The organism is Amycolatopsis nalaikhensis, from assembly GCF_030264295.1.
Classification (GTDB): Bacteria; Actinomycetota; Actinomycetes; order Mycobacteriales; family Pseudonocardiaceae; genus Amycolatopsis; species Amycolatopsis nalaikhensis.
Window position 1 is genome coordinate 2302069 of record NZ_CP127173.1, and the last position, 18764, is coordinate 2320832.

At 72.1% G+C, this 18764-nt stretch carries 22 protein-coding genes; 18 read left to right on the forward strand and 4 right to left on the reverse strand.

All coding sequences use genetic code 11. The features are described 5' to 3' along the window. Positions 1 to 71 precede the first annotated feature (71 nt). On the reverse strand, positions 72 to 1127 hold the full coding sequence (locus QP939_RS11295; RefSeq protein ID WP_285456649.1) for a flavin-containing monooxygenase: 1056 nt from the start codon (positions 1125 to 1127) through the stop codon (positions 72 to 74). Then, positions 1124 to 1558 (reverse strand): MarR family winged helix-turn-helix transcriptional regulator, encoded by a 435-nt coding sequence (locus QP939_RS11300; RefSeq protein WP_285456650.1) that lies wholly within the window; start codon positions 1556 to 1558, stop codon positions 1124 to 1126. Before QP939_RS11300 ends, QP939_RS11295 begins: the two co-directional genes overlap by 4 nt. A 68-nt stretch (positions 1559 to 1626) precedes the next feature. Here QP939_RS11300 and QP939_RS11305 point away from each other — a divergent pair, with 68 nt between their 5' ends. Beyond that, a complete protein-coding gene (locus QP939_RS11305; RefSeq protein WP_285456652.1) occupies positions 1627 to 2259 on the forward strand; it encodes a class I SAM-dependent methyltransferase in 633 nt (210 codons plus the stop codon). Here QP939_RS11305 and QP939_RS11310 read toward each other — a convergent pair. Both QP939_RS11310 and QP939_RS11315 read right to left on the reverse strand, forming a co-directional pair. Continuing rightward, positions 2237 to 3496: an MFS transporter gene (locus QP939_RS11310; protein ID WP_285456653.1), complete on the reverse strand. Its 1260-nt coding sequence runs from the start codon at positions 3494 to 3496 to the stop codon at positions 2237 to 2239. The two genes, QP939_RS11305 and QP939_RS11310, sit on opposite strands and share 23 nt — an antisense overlap. Beyond that, positions 3493 to 4872: an MBL fold metallo-hydrolase gene (locus tag QP939_RS11315; protein ID WP_285456655.1), complete on the reverse strand. Its 1380-nt coding sequence runs from the start codon at positions 4870 to 4872 to the stop codon at positions 3493 to 3495. The genes QP939_RS11310 and QP939_RS11315 overlap by 4 nt, the downstream gene beginning before the upstream one ends. 74 nt (positions 4873 to 4946) lie before the next feature. Between QP939_RS11315 and QP939_RS11320 the strand changes: the two genes are divergently transcribed. The 17 genes from QP939_RS11320 (at position 4947) to QP939_RS11395 (ending at position 18726) form a co-directional block, all read left to right on the forward strand. Continuing rightward, complete coding sequence (locus QP939_RS11320) at positions 4947 to 5621, forward strand: ArsR/SmtB family transcription factor (RefSeq protein ID WP_434219644.1); 675 nt, start codon at positions 4947 to 4949, stop codon at positions 5619 to 5621. Next, positions 5618 to 6775: a cysteine desulfurase family protein gene (locus QP939_RS11325; protein WP_285456656.1), complete on the forward strand. Its 1158-nt coding sequence runs from the start codon at positions 5618 to 5620 to the stop codon at positions 6773 to 6775. Before QP939_RS11320 ends, QP939_RS11325 begins: the two co-directional genes overlap by 4 nt. A gap of 45 nt (positions 6776 to 6820) precedes the next feature. Further along, entirely contained in the window at positions 6821 to 7615 is a 795-nt protein-coding gene (locus QP939_RS11330; protein ID WP_285456657.1) for a nucleoside phosphorylase, read from the forward strand. An 85-nt stretch (positions 7616 to 7700) separates the two neighbouring features. Beyond that, the gene (locus QP939_RS11335; RefSeq protein WP_285456658.1) at positions 7701 to 8213 is read left to right on the forward strand and encodes a DoxX family membrane protein; all 513 of its coding nucleotides are present in this window, start codon (positions 7701 to 7703) and stop codon (positions 8211 to 8213) included. 206 nt (positions 8214 to 8419) lie between these two features. Then, positions 8420 to 9400, forward strand: a complete 981-nt coding sequence (locus QP939_RS11340; RefSeq protein ID WP_285456660.1) for a hypothetical protein — start codon at positions 8420 to 8422, stop codon at positions 9398 to 9400. 78 nt (positions 9401 to 9478) lie between these two features. Beyond that, positions 9479 to 10168: a response regulator transcription factor gene (locus tag QP939_RS11345; RefSeq protein ID WP_285456662.1), complete on the forward strand. Its 690-nt coding sequence runs from the start codon at positions 9479 to 9481 to the stop codon at positions 10166 to 10168. Positions 10169 to 10312: 144 nt separating this feature from the next. Beyond that, positions 10313 to 11551, forward strand: coding sequence for a HAMP domain-containing sensor histidine kinase (locus QP939_RS11350; protein ID WP_285456663.1), 1239 nt, complete (start codon positions 10313 to 10315; stop codon positions 11549 to 11551). A gap of 50 nt (positions 11552 to 11601) precedes the next feature. After that, positions 11602 to 13014 carry a ferredoxin reductase family protein gene (locus QP939_RS11355; RefSeq protein WP_285456664.1) on the forward strand — a complete coding sequence of 471 codons (1413 nt, stop codon included), beginning with the start codon at positions 11602 to 11604 and terminating at the stop codon, positions 13012 to 13014. 15 nt (positions 13015 to 13029) lie between these two features. Further along, complete coding sequence (locus QP939_RS11360; protein ID WP_285456665.1) at positions 13030 to 13497, forward strand: FMN-binding protein; 468 nt, start codon at positions 13030 to 13032, stop codon at positions 13495 to 13497. Further along, positions 13494 to 14231: an FAD:protein FMN transferase gene (locus tag QP939_RS11365; RefSeq protein ID WP_285456666.1), complete on the forward strand. Its 738-nt coding sequence runs from the start codon at positions 13494 to 13496 to the stop codon at positions 14229 to 14231. Before QP939_RS11360 ends, QP939_RS11365 begins: the two co-directional genes overlap by 4 nt. 23 nt (positions 14232 to 14254) lie before the next feature. Then, positions 14255 to 14830 carry a DUF2231 domain-containing protein gene (locus QP939_RS11370; protein WP_285456667.1) on the forward strand — a complete coding sequence of 192 codons (576 nt, stop codon included), beginning with the start codon at positions 14255 to 14257 and terminating at the stop codon, positions 14828 to 14830. A gap of 152 nt (positions 14831 to 14982) precedes the next feature. Further along, a complete protein-coding gene (locus tag QP939_RS11375; protein WP_285456668.1) occupies positions 14983 to 15375 on the forward strand; it encodes a DUF302 domain-containing protein in 393 nt (130 codons plus the stop codon). Positions 15376 to 15592: 217 nt separating this feature from the next. Then, positions 15593 to 15760, forward strand: coding sequence for a DUF8730 family Cys-rich protein (locus QP939_RS52380; RefSeq protein ID WP_491624968.1), 168 nt, complete (start codon positions 15593 to 15595; stop codon positions 15758 to 15760). Between the two features lie 89 nt (positions 15761 to 15849). Further along, positions 15850 to 16119, forward strand: coding sequence for a metal-sensitive transcriptional regulator (locus tag QP939_RS11380; protein WP_285456669.1), 270 nt, complete (start codon positions 15850 to 15852; stop codon positions 16117 to 16119). Positions 16120 to 16200: 81 nt separating this feature from the next. Further along, a complete protein-coding gene (locus QP939_RS11385) occupies positions 16201 to 16515 on the forward strand; it encodes a rhodanese-like domain-containing protein (RefSeq protein WP_285456670.1) in 315 nt (104 codons plus the stop codon). A gap of 36 nt (positions 16516 to 16551) precedes the next feature. Then, positions 16552 to 17934 carry an MBL fold metallo-hydrolase gene (locus QP939_RS11390; protein WP_285456671.1) on the forward strand — a complete coding sequence of 461 codons (1383 nt, stop codon included), beginning with the start codon at positions 16552 to 16554 and terminating at the stop codon, positions 17932 to 17934. 3 nt (positions 17935 to 17937) lie between these two features. Further along, positions 17938 to 18726, forward strand: coding sequence for a sulfite exporter TauE/SafE family protein (locus QP939_RS11395; RefSeq protein ID WP_285456672.1), 789 nt, complete (start codon positions 17938 to 17940; stop codon positions 18724 to 18726). Positions 18727 to 18764 lie beyond the last annotated feature (38 nt).

The window sequence follows — 18764 nt, forward strand, 5'->3', positions numbered from 1 at the left end:
ATGACGAACAGGCTGACCGTAACTCGCCAGGCAGCTCACGCTTCCCGGAACTCATCCCGCCGGCGTCCGGCTCAGCGGCGTTCGTGTTCGAACATGTGCCGGGCCAGCTGGGCTGCGTCGCGGCCGACGAAACCGAGCAGGGCCGAGCCCGCCGTGCGTTGCCAGGGCAGGCCGAGGACGTACAGGCCATCGGTCGAGGTGACTCCGCCGCGGTGACACAGCCGGCCGCCGCACACGGCCTCCGGGATCCGGATCCAGCTGTGGTTCTGGCGGAACCCGGTCGCCCACACGACCGCGTCGATCTCGGCGGACGTCCCGTCGGCGAAGACGGCCGTGCGGCCGTGCGCGTGCCGCAGCCGTACCCGGAAACTGATGCCGCACCGGCGCAGCGACCTGCGGGTGTGGCCGATCACGGTGCCCTCGCCGCGTCGCATCCACCGGCCGCGGCGCGAGGTGGTGGGTGCGGTGATCAGGCCGGTGCGGGTTTGCCACCAGAACAGGTCACGGCCGAGAATCCGTTGCGGGACACAGGCGTTGCGGGTCCCGATCGCCAGCGCGACCGGCCCGGTGGCGGGGTGGGCGGCCAGTTCGGCGGCGATCTGGAAGCCGGAGTTTCCGCCGCCGACGACCAAGACCCGTCTGCCAGCGAACGGGGCTGGGTCGCGGTAGTCGCTGCTGTGCTGCTGGAGCACCTCCGGGGCGAAATCGGCCGAGCAGGCGGGGATCGTCGGCTGCTGGAACGGGCCGGTTGCGACCACGACTTGGCGTGCCCGGACCGGGCCGCCGGGAGTGGCGAGGGCGAAGCCGTCACCGCGTCGGGTCAGCGTCGCGACGGAGAGCCCGGTCCGGACGGGAAGATCGAAGGTGGCCGCATAGGTGGCGAGGTAGTCCGCGACCTGATCCTTGCCCGGGTAGCTGTCGGGGGCGGCGGGGAACGGCAGGCCCGGGAGGGCGGCGTAGCGGGCGGGGGTGAACAGCCGCAGCGAGGCCCAGCGGTCCCGCCACACGTGCCCGACGGCCTCGCCCGCGTCGAGGATGACGAAGTCGAGCCCGGTCGCGGCCAGCTCGTGCCCGAGTGCGAGCCCGGCCTGCCCGCCGCCGACGATCGCGACGTCGTGGCCGCTCACGGCGCGGCAGGGGTGACGGTGGCGAGGATGCGGTCCGCGACGCGGACGAACGCGGTGAGATCGGCTCGCGGGACGTCGCCGAGGATCGCCCGCGCGGCGCCGTGCCGGCTCTCGGTCATCCACCGCGCGGTGGCGGCGCCGTCGTCGGTCAGCGCCACCGAGATCGCGCGCCGGTCCCGGGGATGCGGGCGCCGCTCGACGAGGCCGGCTCCTTCGAGCTGATCGACCAGGCCGGTGACATGACGCGGCGTGCAGTTCAAGGCGTCGGCCAAGGCGCGCTGCACCAGGTCGCCGTCGCGGGCGAGCATGTAGATGACCTCCGCGCGACTGGTGGTGAGGCCGCGGTCGGCCAACGCGACGCGCATCGCCTCGGCCAGCCGCGCCGCCAGCTCGAAAGCCTTGTCGAACGCCTGGACCGGATCCGCTCCCATGCCACCCCTCTTCCCTGATCCGTGTAGATAGTACATAGTGAAGCCACTTCATCATATGGGGAGATGCGATGGCTGATCTTGACGACGCCGAGCTGCGTCGGCGCTGGGACCGGTACGCGCCGCGGTACGACCGCGACATCGGGGTGATGGAACGGCTGCAGTTCGCCGGGGGCCGCGAATGGGTGTGCGCGCAAGCCACCGGAGATGTCGTGGAGGTTGCGGTCGGCACCGGCCGCAACTTCGCGCACTACCCGGCCGGTATCCGGCTGACCGGCGTCGACCTGAGCCCGGCCATGCTGGACCTGGCCCGTGCCCGCGCTGCCGAGCTCGGACTCGAGGTCGAGCTGCGGGAGGGTGACGCGCAGGCGTTGCCCTTTCCGGACGCGTCGTTCGACACGGCGGTCTGCACGCTCGGCCTGTGCGGCGTCCCGGACGAGCGGGCCGCGCTCGCCGAGATGCACCGCATCCTGCGCCCGGACGGCAAGTTGTTGCTGCTGGATCACATCGGCAGCCACCACGCGGTGCTGCGCCTCGGGCAGCGGCTGCTGGAGAAGGTCACCGTCCGGATGCTCGGCGACTACCAGACCCGCCGCCCGCTGCCGCTGCTGGAGGAGGCCGGGTTCGAGGTGACCCGGGCCGAGCGACTCAAGCTCGGCACCGTCGAGCGCGTCGCCGCGGTCAAACGTCCTGCCGCGGGGTGATCCAGCGGGCGGCCAGCAGCCCGGACGCGGCAGTGAGGACCGCGGCCGCGACCACCGTCGTGGTGAGGCCGAGGGTGTCGGCGAGGATGCCGGCCAGCAGGGCGCCGACGGCGTAGCCGGCGTCGCGCCAGAACCGGTACGTGCCCAGGGCATTGGCGCGCCAGCTCGGGTGCGCGTGATCGGAAATGGCCGCGATGAGCGCCGGATAGACCATGGCCGTACCCAGGCCGAGCACGACCGCGGAGACGACCCCCGCGAGCAGCGGGTTCTCCAGCAGGACGAGGGCGAGGACGAACGCGACGGCTTGGACGAGCATGCCGGTCACGATGAGGGGTTTGCGGCCGAGCCGGTCGGCGAGGTGCCCGGTGGGGATTTGCCCGAGCCCCCACAGCAGCGGGTAGAGGCCCTTGATCAGGCCGACCGCGGCGAGGCCGAGGCCGTGCTGGGTGAACAGCAGCGGGAACACGCCCCAGGTGAGACCGTCGTTGAGGTTGTTGACCAGCCCGGCCTGGCTGGCGCCGCGCAGCGACCGGTCGCGCCAGCTGGTCCGCGCGAACGTGGCGGCCAGCCCGGTGGCCTCGCCCGGGGCCGGTCGGGGGTGACGGGACAGTTCCAGCGCGACGTGCGCGGCGGTGTCCCGCACGATTAGGGACAGGCCCAGGCCGGCGGCGACGAAGACGACGCCGATCAGCTCGGGCACCGGCCGCAGCCCGTAGGAGGTACCGAGGTAGCCGGTGAGCAGGGCGACCCCGCCGACCGCGCAGTACCCGGCGGCCTCGTTGAGGCCGGTGGCCAGGCCACGCCGGGCCGGGCCGACCAGGTCGATCTTCATGTTGACCGTCATCGACCAGGTCAGGCCCTGGTTGAGGCCCAGCAGCACGTTGGCGGCCACGATCCAGCCCCACGACGGCGCCCACGCCAGCGCGAACGGCACCGGCACACCGAACAGCCACCCGGCGATCAGCAGCTGCCGCCGGTGGAAGCGGGCGGTCAACGCTCCCGCGGCCAGGTTCGTCATCGCCTTGGTCAGGCCGAAGGCGATGATGAACGAGAACACGGCCAGATCGCTGGCCAGGCCGAAGGTCTCCGACCCGATCAACGGCACCGTGGTGCGCTCCAGCCCGACCAGCCCGCCGACACAGGCGTTGACGACGACCAGCAGGGTGAACTGCAGCCAGTTCTCCCGCAGGCCGAGATGAACCGGGCGCTCGCCCGCAGGCGCCGGGGTACCGGTCACGACGCCGAACCTCCGGTGCCCTCGATGAGGTGCTGCCCGTGTGCGGCGGCGTAGTCGCCCGGGCCGCCGTCGAGGACGGCGACGTCGGTGCGGCCCGCGCGTTCCAGCAGGCTGGCGGCGGTCATCGCGCGTTCACCGTGGCCACAGGCCAGAACCGCGCCCGCCGGCGTCTCGGCGGCGTGCGCGGCGAGAGCGCCGAGTTCGATGTGGACGGAGCCGGGAACGTGCCCGGCGGCGAATTCGGCGCTCTGGCGCACATCGAGGTAGCGGCGTCCATGGACACCGGCCGGGCGGAGGAACTCGGTGGTGGTCTGGTGGCCCCCGTCGGCGAGCCAGGCTTCCATACCGCCGACCAGGTGCCCGGCGATGCGTTCGTAACCGATCTTGTAGGCCTGCCAGGCGATCTCGGCGAGATCGTGCTCGCCGGCGGCGACGAAGACCAGGGGCTGGTCCTCGGGCAGCAGCCAGCCCAGCCAGCTGGCGAACTGATCCCGCAGCGGGATCGACACGCTGGCGGGGATGTGCCCGGCGGCGAACGCGGCGGCGGGCCGGGTGTCGACGACCTGCGCGCCGGAGCCGAGCAGCCGCCGGACCTCGGCGGCGGTCAGCGGCGGGACGGTCGGTGCGCCGGTCAGCACCTGCGGGCCGCGGCGGTTGATCTCCCCGAGCCGGTCGAAGTAGGCGGGGTAGGAGCCGAGCTGGGCGATCAGCCGCCGGGCGAAGGTGTCTTCATCCGGGGCGGCCAGCAACGGGTTGGCGGCTTTCTCCGCGCCGATGGTGGTGGTCCGCTCGCTGCCGCTCGGCGCGGAGCAGAACGAGCCCGTGCCGTGGGTGGGCCACACCGGCGTGGCATCGGGCAGCGTCGTGAGCCGCCGCAGCGATCGGTACTGGGCGCGGGCGAGCTCGTCGGTGCGGTCCGGGCCGAGCAGGTCGGTGCGGGCCGCCGAGCCGACGATCAACGACCCGCCGGTGAACACGCCCAGCTCCCGGGCGCCGTCGAGCAGCAGGTAGGACAGGTGCTCGTCGGTGTGTCCCGGGGTGGCCAGGGCCCGCAGCGTCAGCCCGCCGAGCTCGATCTCCTCGTCGTCGGCCAGCGGCGTGTGCGGGAACGCGCGGTGGCCGGCGGCGGAGGCCAGCACCGTGGCGCCGTCGTCGTGGCCGAGCTGGACGGCGCCGGAGAGGAAGTCGGCGTGCAGGTGGGTGTCGGCGGCGAAGGCGACGCTCAGCCCGCGGCGGGCGGCCGCGCGGCGCACGGCGCGCAGGTCGCGGCTGACGTCCATGGCCAGTGCGCGGCCGTCGCCCAGGTCGACGAGGTAGGCGCTGTTGCCGAGCCCTTCGTCGACCAGCGGGATCAGGTGGTCCTCGGCGAAGCCCACGGCTCCTCCTCGTGCTCGGGTGCGATGCGGCCTGAACCTAAGCTACAATAATCCATGGATTTATGGAGGAGTACATGATGGACACCCGCGCCGACCGCAAAGCGGCGCTCTACGGCGCGTTCGCTCTCAGCGGCAAAGCACTGGCCAGCGGCAAGCGACTGGAGCTGCTCGACCTGCTCGCCCAGGGCGAGCGATCGGTCGATGCGCTCGCGCGGGCGGCCGGGCTGAACCTGACGACCGCCTCGGCGCACCTGCAGACGCTCAAGCAGGCGGGTTTCGTCACCGCCCGCCGGGACGGCACCCGCATCCACTACCGCTTGGCCGGGGACGACGTCGCCCAGCTGCTGTCGCTGCTGCTGAAGGTCGCCGAAACCCACCAGGCCGCTGTCACCCCGGCGCTGCAGGACTACCTCGGCAGCGACAGCGCCACGGAAATCGACCGGGCCGAGCTGCAGGCGCGTGCCGCCGCGGGCGACGTCGTCATCCTCGACGTGCGCCCGGCCGAGGAATACGCGGCTGGCCACATCCCCGGCGCGATCAGCATCCCTGTCGACGAGCTGGCCGAGCGCATCGGCGAGCTGCCCGAGGACCTCGAGATCGTCGTGTACTGCCGCGGCGAGTACTGCGTCTTCGCCTACGACGCGGTACGCACCCTGACCGAGCACGGCCGCCGCGCGATCCGGCTCAACGACGGCATGCTCGAATGGCGCGTCGCCGAACTGCCCGTCGACGTGACGGCCACCGCGTGAGCGCGCCCCCGCATCCCGCGCTGGCCCACGGCCCGGTCTACGCCGACTACAACGCCACCACCCCGGTCGACCCCCGCGTCGCCGAAGCGATGCTGCCGCACCTGACCCACCACTTCGGCAACCCCTCCAGCGCCCACCCTTACGCCGACATCCCGCGGGCGGCGCTGACCGAGGCCCGCGCCCAGGTCGCCGCGCTGATCGGCGCCCGCCCCGGCGAGATCGTGTTCACCGGCTCCGGCTCCGAAGCCGACCTGCTCGCCCTGCGCGGCGCCGCCCTCGCCGCCACCGGACGCCCGCACATCATCACCCAGGCCACCGAACACCCCGCTGTCCTGGAAGGCGCCCGCGCGCTGCAGCGCCTGCGCGGAGCCCGGGTCACGGTCCTGCCGGTCGACCGAGACGGGCTCGTCGACCCGGCCGACGTGGCCGCCGCGCTCGATGAGGACACTGCACTGGTGTCGATCATGGCCGCGAACAACGAAACCGGTGCTCTGCAACCGATCGCGGAGATCGCGGCCATGGCCCACGAGCGTGGGGCGCTGATGCACACCGACGCCGCCCAGGCCGCCGGGAAGATCCCCGTCGACGTCGCCGGGTGGGGTGTGGATCTGCTGACCGTGGTCGGGCACAAGCTGTATGCCCCCAAGGGGGTCGGCGCCCTCTACGTCCGCGACGGTGTCGAGCTGGAGCCGCTGATCTACGGCGGCGGCCAGGAGCGCGGCCTGCGGGCCGGCACCGAGCACACCGCCCTCGCTGTCGCCCTCGGCGTCGCCGCGGCCCTCGCCGCCGACGACCTCGACCACGGCGAACCCGACCGGCTGGCCGGCCTGCGCGATCGCCTGCACCAGCGGCTCGACCACGCGCTGCCCGGGCGGGTGCACCTCAACGGGCCCGACAAGGCCCGGCTCCCGAACACCCTCAACATCAGCGTCGACGGCGTCCGCGCCCACGACCTGCTCGCCACCGTCACCGCGTTCGCCGCGTCCACCGGATCCGCCTGCCACAGCGGTGTCCACAGCCCCTCACCCGTGCTCACAGCCATGGGCATCGAACCCGCGCGCGCCCTCGCCGCGTTGCGGCTGTCGCTCGGGCGCTGGAGCACCGACACCGACATCGACCTCATCGCTGCCGCGGTCGCCGATGCCGCCCGCTGACGAGCAGGCGACCAACCTTCAGCGGATCGGTGGTGGAATCTCATCATGAGCTTCGAGGACGTCCCGCTGGCCCACGGCAAGGACTACCAAGCCCAGTCGGTGTTCGAGCCGGAGAACCTGCTGCGGGAGGCGCGCCGCCAGCGCGGGCTGCCGTCGGTGCCGGTGCCGCGGGTGGCGGTCCTTGACCCGGACGGCGACATCGTCCGTCACCTCGCCACGACCGGACGCGGGTCGCGCCACCCGGGCTGGGCCTGCTACCACACCGAAATGTGGACCACCGAGGTCAACGGCCTGGAACTGGGCGTGGTCGGCATGGCCGTCGGCGCGCCGTTCGCCGTGCTGGTGGCCGAGCAGCTCGCCGCCTCCGGCGCCGACCTCGTCGTGAGCGTGACCTCGGCCGGACAGATCGCCGAACTGCCGCGCACGCCGTGTTTCGTGCTCATCACCGACGCCCTGCGCGACGAGGGAACCAGCCTGCACTACCTGCCACCCGGCCGCTGGAGCCACCTGGACCCGACAACGGCGGACAAGCTCACCGGCGCATTCGACACCACACCCGAACCGGTCCTGACCGGACCATCGTGGACCACCGACGCGCCCTACCGGGAAACGGCAACCGCGATCGACACCGCCCGCGGCCACGGCGTCCTCTGCGTGGAGATGGAAGCGGCCGCGCTCTACGCCTACGCCCAAGCCCGCGGCCGGACCGTGGTATGCCTGGCCCACGTGACCAACGCGATGGCCGTCGACGGCGACGACTTCGAGAAAGGCATCGACAACGGTGTCCACAGTGCACTCGCCGTCGTCGGTGCGGTCGCGGGCGCGCTGATCCCGGCTTGATCGTGCTTACGAAAGCCTGACGGAATCCGGCCAACGGGCCCGGATGGGCTTAGCCTGGCGGCACCAATGAGAGGAGCGCGGCGACGTGGCGCTGAAGGACCCGGCTCGTGGTTTCGCGCGGGCGATGTGCGCGCTGCGGATCTTCACCGGGCTGGTCTGGCTGTCCAACGGGCTGGCGAAGCTGTTCGAGGTCGGCACCTTCGACCTCGGCTTCTTCTCCTTCAACCTGATCACCAAGGACGCCGCCCGCACGATCGCAACCGGCGCGTCCGGAAAGACCGGAATCGCGCCGTTGGCGGATTTCTACCACGGCTTCGTGCTGCCGAACTGGGGCTTCTTCGGGGCCTTCCTGACCGCCGCCGAACTCGCCGTCGGCGTGGGCCTGATCCTCGGCATCGCCACCCGGCTCGCGGCCGTCGGCGGGCTGCTGCTCATCGGCCCCATCTGGATCATGCTCTGGCACACCGGCGGCTACCTGTGGGAATACCCCGCCGAAGACCTGTTTCCGCTCCTGCTGCTGGCCATTGTCCCCGCCGGACGCATCGGCGGTCTCGACGCCCGGCTCGCGGAGCGGTTCGCCGGCCGCTGGCCCTTCTGAGGCGTTCGGGGGACGCCACGCTGCCCCGCACGCCGGAACGCCGAAGAAATCGCCCAGACACCGCGGTCGTCGGCTGAGCCACACTATCGGCCACGGACTGGCTTGGCGGTCGTGCCGCGGGGCTCCCGGACCTCTTCCTTTGCTCGCTGACAGTGCCGCGCCGAGTCCTGCGCACCGTCGGTGGTCCACGCGTTCAGGAGACGCCCTTGACCAGCTACAGCATTCTGTCCTCCGGCCCCCGCTTCACCGTGCTCGCCACGTGGGCCGGCGTCTACAACGACCACACCGTGAAAGTCACGACCCTCGACAACGGCGACCTGGCCCGCGACCTCGCCGTCTACCTCACCCACGTGTCCGAAGGCGCATGGGACGCCGCACCGTGGCTCGACACCTACCCCGTCATCGAAGCCGGCATCGCCGAACTCATCGACCACCTCCGCGGCCACGACGCCGCGATCCCGCGGATCGACCTGTCCGGAGACGGTTACCGCCACCACGACCAGTGGAGCTTCGTCGACGTCGCCGAAGTCATGCTCTACCTGCCGGATGTACTGAACCACCTGACCAGGGCTCAACGGCTGACCGTCGCCGACGAACTGGCCACCGACGCCGCCGGCCGAGCCGAAATGCTCCGGGCCTTCCCCGCCCAGCAAGACCCGGCGACGGACGCGTCCCGCGCATGGCAGGCGCTCGAGGTGACGCGCACGCTGCACAACGGCCAGCTCGGCCCGCTGCCGGAAGGCGCTGCCGGATGGATGGTCCGGGCGTGGGGAAGCGAGCTCGTCCTGGTAGACCGGTGGGCCGCACGCGACCGGCTGACTCGCATCGAGCAGCTGGTGGCGGCCTGCCAGAAGTTCGGTGGCCGCGCCACAGCGGAGCTTGACCCCGAGCTGTGCGCGCACCTCGTCGTGCCCCGGAGCGAATCGGTGACGCACAACGACGTCTTCTACGTGATGGTGCCCTCCGGGCATGGCGGCTCCCACGACGAGCGCCCGACGGCTCCGATGACGATCAAGCATGTACACCGCACCAATCACACGGTTGACGTCGTTGCCGTCCTGGAGCCCGCCGACGACGACGGCTTCGCCAAGGCGCTCGGCGAGTGGACGCGACTGGTGCCCTGGCCCGGCATGCCGGTGCCAGCTGCCGCTGCGGCTACGTCGAGCCCACAAGCAAGCCGAGCTTGATCTACGCCCGCGTCCGTCAGCTTGCCGCCGGCGCACCGGTCGGCGGCAACCGCCACAGTGCGAGGGCATGATGGCGGGATGCCGCACCGTGTCCTGCTCGCTGATGACGATCGCGCGATCCGCGAGTCCCTCGTCCGGGCCCTCGAGCTCGAGGGGTATCAGGTCACTGAGGTCGACGACGGTGTGGCTGCCCTCGCGACCGCCCGTCGCGCCGAATTCGATGTGCTGGTCATCGACGTCATGATGCCCGGTGTCGACGGCCTCGGCGTCTGCCGCGTGCTGCGCGCCGAGGGCGACCGCACCCCGATCCTGATGCTCACCGCCCGGGTCGAGACGCCCGATCGGGTGGCCGGTCTGGACGCCGGGGCCGACGATTACCTGCCGAAGCCCTTCGAGCTGGACGAACTGCTGGCCCGCCTGCGCGCGCTCTTGCGCCGCACGTCGGCCGAAGCCGGCCCGGCGAACTCACGGATGCTGCGCCTCGGTGCGCTGGCCGTCGACCCCGGGGGCCGGCGGGTGTGGTGGCGCGACGCCGAGATCACCTTGTCGAAAACCGAATTCGATCTGCTGGAGCTGCTCGTGCGCAACGAGGGGCTCGTGCTCGACCGCGCCACCATCTACCAGCGGATCTGGGGCTATGAGTTCGGCTCGGACTCCAAGAACCTCGCCGTCTACATCGGCTACCTGCGCCGCAAGCTCGAGCAGGCCGGCGCGACAGACCTCATCCACACGGTGCGCGGGGTGGGCTACTCGGTGCGGTCCGCATGAACCTCCGGAGCAAGCTGGCGATCGCCTTCGCCGGCGTCGGCGCGGCGGCCGCGGTACTGGTCGGCGTGTTCAGCTACCAGACGGCCTCCACCCGGATCGACGGCGAGCCTCGACCGCTCGCTGCTGACGACTTCGGCCGAGCTCGTGGCCGGGGCCACCCAGGTGCTCGCGCCGAACCCGTTCACCAGCGGCCCGCACGACAACGACCACGACGAGGCCCAGCCCATGGTCGCGCAGGCGATCGCCCCGGACGGGTCGGTCCGGCCGATCGGCGGCCGCCCGGTCCGGCTCGACGTCGACGACGCCGACCGGGCCCTCGCCGCGGCCGGCTCTCCGGGTCGCTACCGCTACGAGGACCGCGCGGTGGCACCGGACGACTACCGGGTGATCACCGTCGCGTTGGGCTCCGGTCGCGGAGCGATCCAGCTCGGTATCGACGTGGACGAAACCCGCCACGTGCTCGCCGAGCTTGCGACGCGCGTCGCCATGGTCAGCGCGCTCGTACTGGCCGCCGCCGCGGTGGCGGGCTGGCTGATCGCCCGCCGGATCACGCGGCGGCTCGTGCGCCTCACGAAGGTGACCGAGCAGGTCAGCGGTGGCGGCCTGCCAGAAGTGACGGTGGCGGCCGGCGGCCGGGACGAGGTGGGGCGGCTCGCCACGTCGTTCGACCGGATGCTGACTCGGCTGGCCGACGCCCGCGACGACCAGGAGCGCCTGGTCCAGGACGCCGCACACGAGCTGAGAACCCCGCTCACCAGCCTGCGCACCAACGCCAGCGTGCTACGGCGCTTCGCCGAGCTGACTCCATCTGCGCGGGCACGGCTGCTCGACGACGTCGACGGCGAGGCACGGGAGCTGACCCACCTGATCGACGAACTCGTCGAACTCGCCACCCACCGCCACGAAGCGGAGGAAGCCAGGCCGGTGGGGCTGGCCACCGTCGCGGAACGAGCCGCCGATCGGGTCAGGCGCCGCTCCGGACGCGTCATCCGGCTCGAAGCCGACGCCACAACGGTGCGCGGCCGACCGAAAAGCCTGGAACGCGCCATCTCGAACCTTCTGGAAAACGCGGTCAAGTTCGACGGTGGCAGCGGCGACCCGATCGACGTCGTGGTCCACGGGGGCCGGATCGAAGTACGAGACCGCGGTCCCGGGATCGACGAGGCGGACGTGGACCACGTCTTCGACCGCTTCCACCGCGCAGACGCGGCGCGGGGCCTTCCCGGTTCCGGGCTCGGCCTGGCGATCGTGCGGGAGGTGGCGCTGGCCCACGACGGCACGGTGTTCGCCGGGGCGCGGGGCGGCGGAGGCGCAGTGGTCGGGTTCACCATCGGCACGGACCGGCTCTTACCGAACTCTCACCACGATCACGTCGAGGCCTAACCGCGCTCGGGAAAGGTGGGATCCAGAAGGATCACCGACCCGGGAGCACGATGTCCACCACCCCTCTCATGGCCCGTCGGCCGGGCCGGTACCCGGTGCCGCGCCGGGCGCACCCGGTGCGGGGGTGGTGGCGGGATGCCTCGGGGCTGACCGCGTGGCTGAGTCTGTTGTTCGTCGTCGCTCTGTGGGTGGCGGGCCGTGGCCTCCAGAATCTGGGCTCCGTTTCCGGGTTCTTGACTTCGGCGGGTCGCCTGGCCGGGTTGCTGTCGGCGGACCTGCTCTTGCTCCAGGTTCTGCTGATGGCACGGATTCCGTGGGTCGAGCGCAGCTACGGACAGGACGAACTGGCCCGCCGCCACCGGCTGGCGGGGTTCACGTCCATTACCCTGATGGGGACCCACGTCGTGCTGATCACCGTGGGCTACGCCGTCACCGACCGCTCCGGGTTGGTCTCCGAGGCCTGGGATCTGGTCACCACCGACCCTGGCATGCTCCTGGCGACAGCCGGAACGGCGGCGCTGGTCATGGTGGCGATCACCTCTGTCCGGGCCGCGCGCCGCAGATTGCGCTACGAATCCTGGCACCTGCTGCACCTCTATGCCTACCTGGGCGCCGGACTCGCGCTGCCTCATCAGCTGTGGACAGGCGCCGACTTCACGAGTTCGACGGCCGCGACGGTGTTCTGGTGGAGCGCCTACGCCACCGCGGCCGCCGCGATCCTGGTGTTCCGCCTCGGGATGCCGGTGTGGCTGAACCTGCGGCACCGGCTCGTCGTCGAGCGGGTGGTGCCCGAAGCCCGTGGAGTCGTGTCGATCCACCTCCGCGGCCGCCGCCTCGACCGGCTGCCCGTGGCCGCCGGCCAGTTCTTCCTCTGGCGCTTCCTGCACGGCACCGGCTGGACACGCGGCAACCCGTTCTCCTTGTCCGCGGCTCCCGACGGCACACGGCTGCGCATCACGGCGAAGGACCTCGGCGACGGCAGCCGAAGGCTGGCGACCGTGCCCGCCGGAACGCGGGTCCTGTTCGAGGGTCCCTACGGCAGGCTGACCGAGTCCGTCCGAAGTGGACGAAAGGTGACGATGGTCGCCTCGGGGGTCGGCATCACGCCGTTGCGTGCGCTGCTGGAAGCTCTGCCCTACCGGCCCGGCGAAGCCGTGCTGCTGTACCGGGCAAGGAACGAAGGCCAGCTGCTGTTCCGCCACGAGCTCGACGCGCTCGCCGCGCGCCGCGGCATCCGGGTGCACTATCTGCTGGGGCGGCGGGGCCGAGGCCGGGTGTCCTGGCTGCCCGCACAGTACGGAGCGGCGGCCGGCGAGACGATCCTGCAGTACCTCGTGCCCGACATCGCCGAGCACGACGTCTACGTCTGCGGACCGGACGCCTGGACCGAAGCGGTGATCGCCTCCGCCCGTGGCGCCGGAGTACCGCGATCGCACATCCACTCCGAACGGTTCGGCTGGTAGGGAAGGAAAGCCGCCATGCGCAGAATCGTCGTCACCGCTGCCGCGACCATCTCCGTCGTGGTGCTGCTGTTCAGCTACCGCACCAGCACGGACCCGGCCCCGGCAGCGTTGCCGAGCCAGCGCATCGGCGCACCGCGACCGCTCGGCGGGCCGACCACTCCGCCGGCCGCACCCGCGCCGGCCCCGACAGTCGGCACGTCCGGTGGGGACGGCACCTACACCGGGGACGCGGTGGACACCCGCTACGGCCCCGTCCAGGTCCGGATCACCGTGGCCGGTGGCCGGATCACGGCGGCCCAGGTCCTGCAGGTCCCGCAGGAAAGCAGCCGGGACGTCCGCATCAACTCCGCCGCCGTCCCGGTCCTCGTCGACGAGACCATCCGGGCGCAGAGCGCCCAGGTCGACACCGTCAGCGGCGCCACCTACACCTCCGAGGGCTACCAGCAGTCCCTTCAGTCCGCGATCGACGCGGCGCACCGGTGACCGCCCCGGCGCCGGAACGCCGGTCGTGGACCCACCCGATCATGGGCATGCCGGTCAGCCTCCACATCCGGGCCGACGGCGTCCGCACCGACCCGGCCGTGGAGCCGGCCGTGGCCGCCGTGTTCACGCACCTGCGTGCGGTCGACCGGCTGTTCAGCACCTACCGCCCCGGCAGCCAGATCAGCCGTATCCGGCGCCACGTGCTGCCCCCGGAGCAGTGGCATCCGTGGGTGAGCGAGGTCGTCCGGCTGTGTGAGCGGGCCCGAGAACGGAGCGACGGTTGGTTCGACGCCTGGCTCCCCGGCGGCTTCGACCCGTCCGGGCTCGTCAAGGGCTGGGCGGTGGAAAACGCCGTCGAGCAGTTGGCCCGGCTCGGGCCCTACGACCACTACCTCAACGCCGGCGGCGACATCGCGGCCGTGGTCCGGCCCGGCGCGACCGCCTGGCGCGTGGGGATCGAAGACCCGCGTGACCGGACGCGGCTGCTCTCCGTCCGCGAGCTGCGGACCGGTGGTCTCGCGACGTCCGGCACCGCGGCCGGCGGCGCCCACATCGTCGACCCGCGCACCGGCGGCCACCCGACCGCCATCCGGTCGGTGACGGTCGCCGGTCCCACGCTGCTGTGGGCCGACGTCTACGCCACTGCCGCGATCGCCCGCGGCGGCGACGTCGAACGCTGGATCCGCGCGCGGGCGCCGGACTACCAGGCGTTCGCCGTCCTCCGAGCCTCCTGAGACCCGACACTGTGAAGGACTTCATGACCACCCTGAACGGCCTGCCCGCCCACGTCCTGCTCGTGCACGCCATCGTCGTGCTGCTGCCGCTCGCCGCCTTGCTCCTGGTGCTGAGCGCGGTATGGCCCGCGGCACGCCGCAAGCTGGCCGGACCGAACGCCCTGCTGTCGCTGCTCGTCGTGGTTCTGGTGCCGATCACGACGGACGCGGGCGAATGGCTCGAACGCCGTGTCGCACCCAGCCCCCTGGTCCGCACGCACACCGAACTCGGCGACACCGCGCTGTGGGTGGCGATCCCCGTGGCCGTGCTGGCTTCGGTGATCTGGTGGCGGCGCCGCGAAAGCCTGTCGATCGGCCTCTCCGCCACGCAACCGGCAGCCGGACACGACTCAGGCTGGACCGTCGTCACCAGCCGGGTCACCACGCCCCGCCGGACGTTCCTCGCTCCTGCCTCGAAGGCGGTGACCGTCGTGATCGCGGTGCTCGCGGTCGTGGCCGCCGGTGCGGCCTGCTACGACATCTACCGCATCGGCGACTCCGGTGCCCAAGCCAGCTGGCAAGGGCAGTTCACCGCCGCCGCGCCGCGTCCCTCGCACTGAGTCTACGACTGTCAGGTCGGCTCCGGAATCGCCGCGCATTTCCGGCCGATGCTTGCTCCACGCAGGTCGATCAAGACAGGTTTGGACCCGGCCACCCCGGATACCCCCGGGTGTATCCGGTGGTCGAAAGACGACGAAAGAGGTGATCGGCGATGGAGTATGGCTTCGCTGTTCGATCGGCAGCGCCGATGGGCGAAACGGTCGAGCGGGTACGGGCGGCCCTGGCCCAGCAGGGGTTCGGCGTGCTGACCGAGATCGACGTGCAAGCGACGCTGCGGGCGAAGCTCGGCGAGGAGAGCGAGCCTTACTTGATCTTGGGGGCGTGCAACCCCCAGCTGGCGCATCAGGCGCTGGGCGTGGATCGGCGGATCGGGTTGTTGTTGCCGTGCAACGTCGTGGTGCGCACCGAGGGCGGGTCGACGGTGGTGGAGGCGCTGGACCCGCAGGTGATGGTCAGCGTGCCGGGCGATGCCCGGCTGCAGCCGATCGCTGACGAAGCCGGGCGGCGCTTGCGTACCGCGTTGCAGGCGGTGAACGACGGCTGACGGTGATCGCGCCGGTCGCAGCGTCTGCCGAGGCCACATTCTCGACCCACCGGCAAGCCTGGGTGTTGCGGAGTTTCGGACGATGGTGACAGCACCGTCCTTCCAGCGGCAGGCTCCCCGTGTTTCGAGGATGTGGTTTACGCCGCAGACACTGACACCTGCATACCCCCGGGGGTACCTTGACAGTGACAGGTCGTCGAGTGAAGGAGATCCACGGATGTGTCGTCGTGTGACGTGTTCGCGTTGCGGGAAAGCCACCTACGCCGGGTGCGGCCAGCACGTGGAGCAGGTGCTTGCCGGTGTGCCGGCCTCGCGGCGGTGCGCACGCCCGTCCGAGCCCGGCGCCGTGGCCCGCATGTTTCGCAGGCTGCTCGGCCGGGACTGACCCGTTCCTGCCCGCGATGCCGGACACAGCTGAGCGAGGCCGCGGAATTGCTACCCCCCGGGGTATGTTGAAGGCTGCGGAGGTGGGACATGGAGATGACACCCGAACTGGTGGGTGACGCGCTGGTGCGATTGCGCCGGGCGCAGGGGCAGTTGGCCGCGGTGATCGGCATGATCGAGACCGGCGACGACTGCGCCACGGTGCTGACCCAGCTGGCGGCGGTGTCGCGGGCGCTGGACCGGGCCGGGTTCAAGATCGTGGCCAGCGGGATGCGGCACTGCCAGGCCGCCCGCGACCGGGGCGAGGAGCCCCCGATGACCGAGGCAGAGCTGGAGAAACTGTTCCTGGCTCTGGCCTGACCACGTCGGCGCAGAAATTCCAGCGCCGACGTGTGTTTCATGGATACCCCCGGGGGTACCTGATGAGTGTGGAGGTACGACGTGGCAGTGCGGGAAGCGACAATCGAGGAACTGGAGCGGGCGCTGGCGGAGGGTGCGCGGCTGGTGGACGTGCGCACGCCAGGTGAGTTCGCCGAAGGGCATGTCCCCGGGGCGGTCAACGTGCCGCTGGAGCAGATCCCTGACGCGGGCCGGGAGTGGGCCGGGCAGCGGGTGTGGCTGATCTGCCAGTCCGGGGCGCGCAGCCTGCGCGCGGCGCAGGCGCTGGATGCCCTCGACGTGGCAGCGGTGTCGGTGGCCGGCGGCACCGCCGGCTGGCAGCGCGGTGGCCGGCCCGTACGAACCGGAACCAACTGAGGCAGTAACCGCACTCGCGCGGGAAGGAGACAGCACATGCTGGACGTGCAGGTGATCGAGACATCGTCACTGGGAGACCGCAGCTACCTCGCCCACGACGGCGAGTCCGCCGTCGTGGTGGATCCGCAGCGCGACATCGACCGGATCGTCGCCCTGGCAGGCCGGCTGGGCGTGCGGATCGAGTGGGTACTGGAAACCCACGTGCACAACGACTACGTCTCCGGCGGGCTGCAGCTGGCCCGGCTGACCGGCGCCCGCTACGGGATCGCCGCGGCCGACGAGGTGCCCTACGACCGGGTGCCGCTGCACGACGGGGACGTGCTGGAAGTGTCGGCGCGGATGCGGATCCGGCCGGTCGCGACGCCGGGCCACACCTTCCACCACCTCTCCTACCTCCTCGACGGTCCCACCGGGCCCGAGGGGGTCTTCACCGGCGGCTCGCTGCTGCTGGGCACCACCGGCCGCACGGACCTGCTCGGCCAGGACCACGCGCACGAACTGGCCCGCCGGCAGCGGACCTCCGCGCAGCGGCTGGCACAGCTGCTGCCGGACGGGGCGAACGTGTGGCCCACCCACGGGTTCGGCAGCTTCTGCTCGGCCACCCAGGCCGACGGGGACGCCTCCACCATCGGCCGGGAGAAGCAGCTCAACCCGGCCCTGACCCTGGCCGAGGCCGAGTTCGTCGAACAGACCCTCGCCGGCCTGGACGCCTACCCCGCCTACTACGCCCACATGGGTGCGCGCAACACCGCCGGACCCGGCCCGATCGACCTCACCCCCGTCCGCACCGCCGACCCCGCCGAGCTGCGGCGCCGGGTCGACGCCCAGGAATGGGTCGTCGACCTGCGCTCCCGCAAAGCCTTCGTGCACTCGCACCTGGCCGGCACGATCAGCCTCGGACTGGACGGGCCGATGGCCACGTGGCTGGGCTGGCTCATCGACTGGGGCGCGCCGATCACCCTGCTCGGCGACACCCCTGAGCAGGTCACCCAGGCGCAGCGGGAACTCGCGCGCATCGGCATCGACCGGCCCGCCGCCGCGGCCACCGGCGACCCCGCCCAGTGGGCCGGTGGCCGCCACGAGCAGGTCACCACCATGGTGACCGCGTCGTTCACCGACCTCGCCCACGCCCTGCGGCACGGCCACGCCGACCACCTGCCCGCCCCGACCGTGGTGCTCGATGTGCGGCTGGCCCACGAGTGGCGCGACTCCCACGTGCGGGGCGCCGTGCACATCCCGCTGCCCGAGCTCCCGCACCGGCTCGACGAGGTGCCCGCTGGCCCGGTGTGGGTGCACTGCGGCAGCGGCTACCGCGCCGCCGCCGCGGCATCCTTGCTCGCCCGCGCGGGCCGCGCGGTGGTGCTGGTCGACGACGCCTTCGCCGACGCCGCCGACGCCGGCGTCCCCATGGCGGCCTGACCGATGCTGGTGGCCGCCGCCCTGGCCGGGCTGCTGATCGGGTTCGCGCTCGGACTGCTCGGCGCGGGCGGGTCGATCCTGGCCGTGCCCGCTCTCGTCTACGCCGCCGGGCAGCCACTCGCCTCCGCGATCCCGGCCTCCTTGCTGATCGTCGGCGTATCCTCGGCCGCGGCGGTGATCCCGCGGCTGCGGGCCGGCACTGTGCGCTGGCCGGTCGCGCTGGTCTTCGGCGCCGCCGGTGTTCCCGCCGCCTTCGCGGGGACGGCTCTGGGGCGTCTGGTGCCGCCGCGGTTCCTGCTGCTCGGGTTCGCCGTCCTGATGGCCGTGGTCGCCGTCCGGATGCTCCGCGAACCCACCGGCACCGGTGGAGCGGCGTGCCGGACCAGCGGCGGCCGGGTCGACTGGCGGGCGTGCCTGCCCAAGGCCCTCGCCGCCGGGCTCATCGTCGGGCTGCTGACCGGGCTGTTCGGCGTGGGCGGCGGGTTCCTCATCGTGCCCGCCCTGACTCTGCTGCTCGGTCTGGACGCCGGCGAAGCGGTCGCCACGTCGCTGGTCATCATCGTGCTCAACTCCGCCGCCGGGCTCGCCGCCCACGCCGGCGCGCCCCTCGATTGGACCACCACCGGCGTCTTCGGCGCCGCCGCCGTCCTGACCGCGCTGGCCGGTGGCCGGCTGGCCCGGCGGCTACCCGTCCGGACCATCCGCCGCGGCTTCGCCTACCTCGTCCTGGTCATCGCCGCGGCCATCGCTGTCACCGCCATCGTCGCGCCGGCCACCCTGCCCACCCGCTGACGGCACCTGTCCGCCGCAAAGAGCGGGTGCCCCGGCCG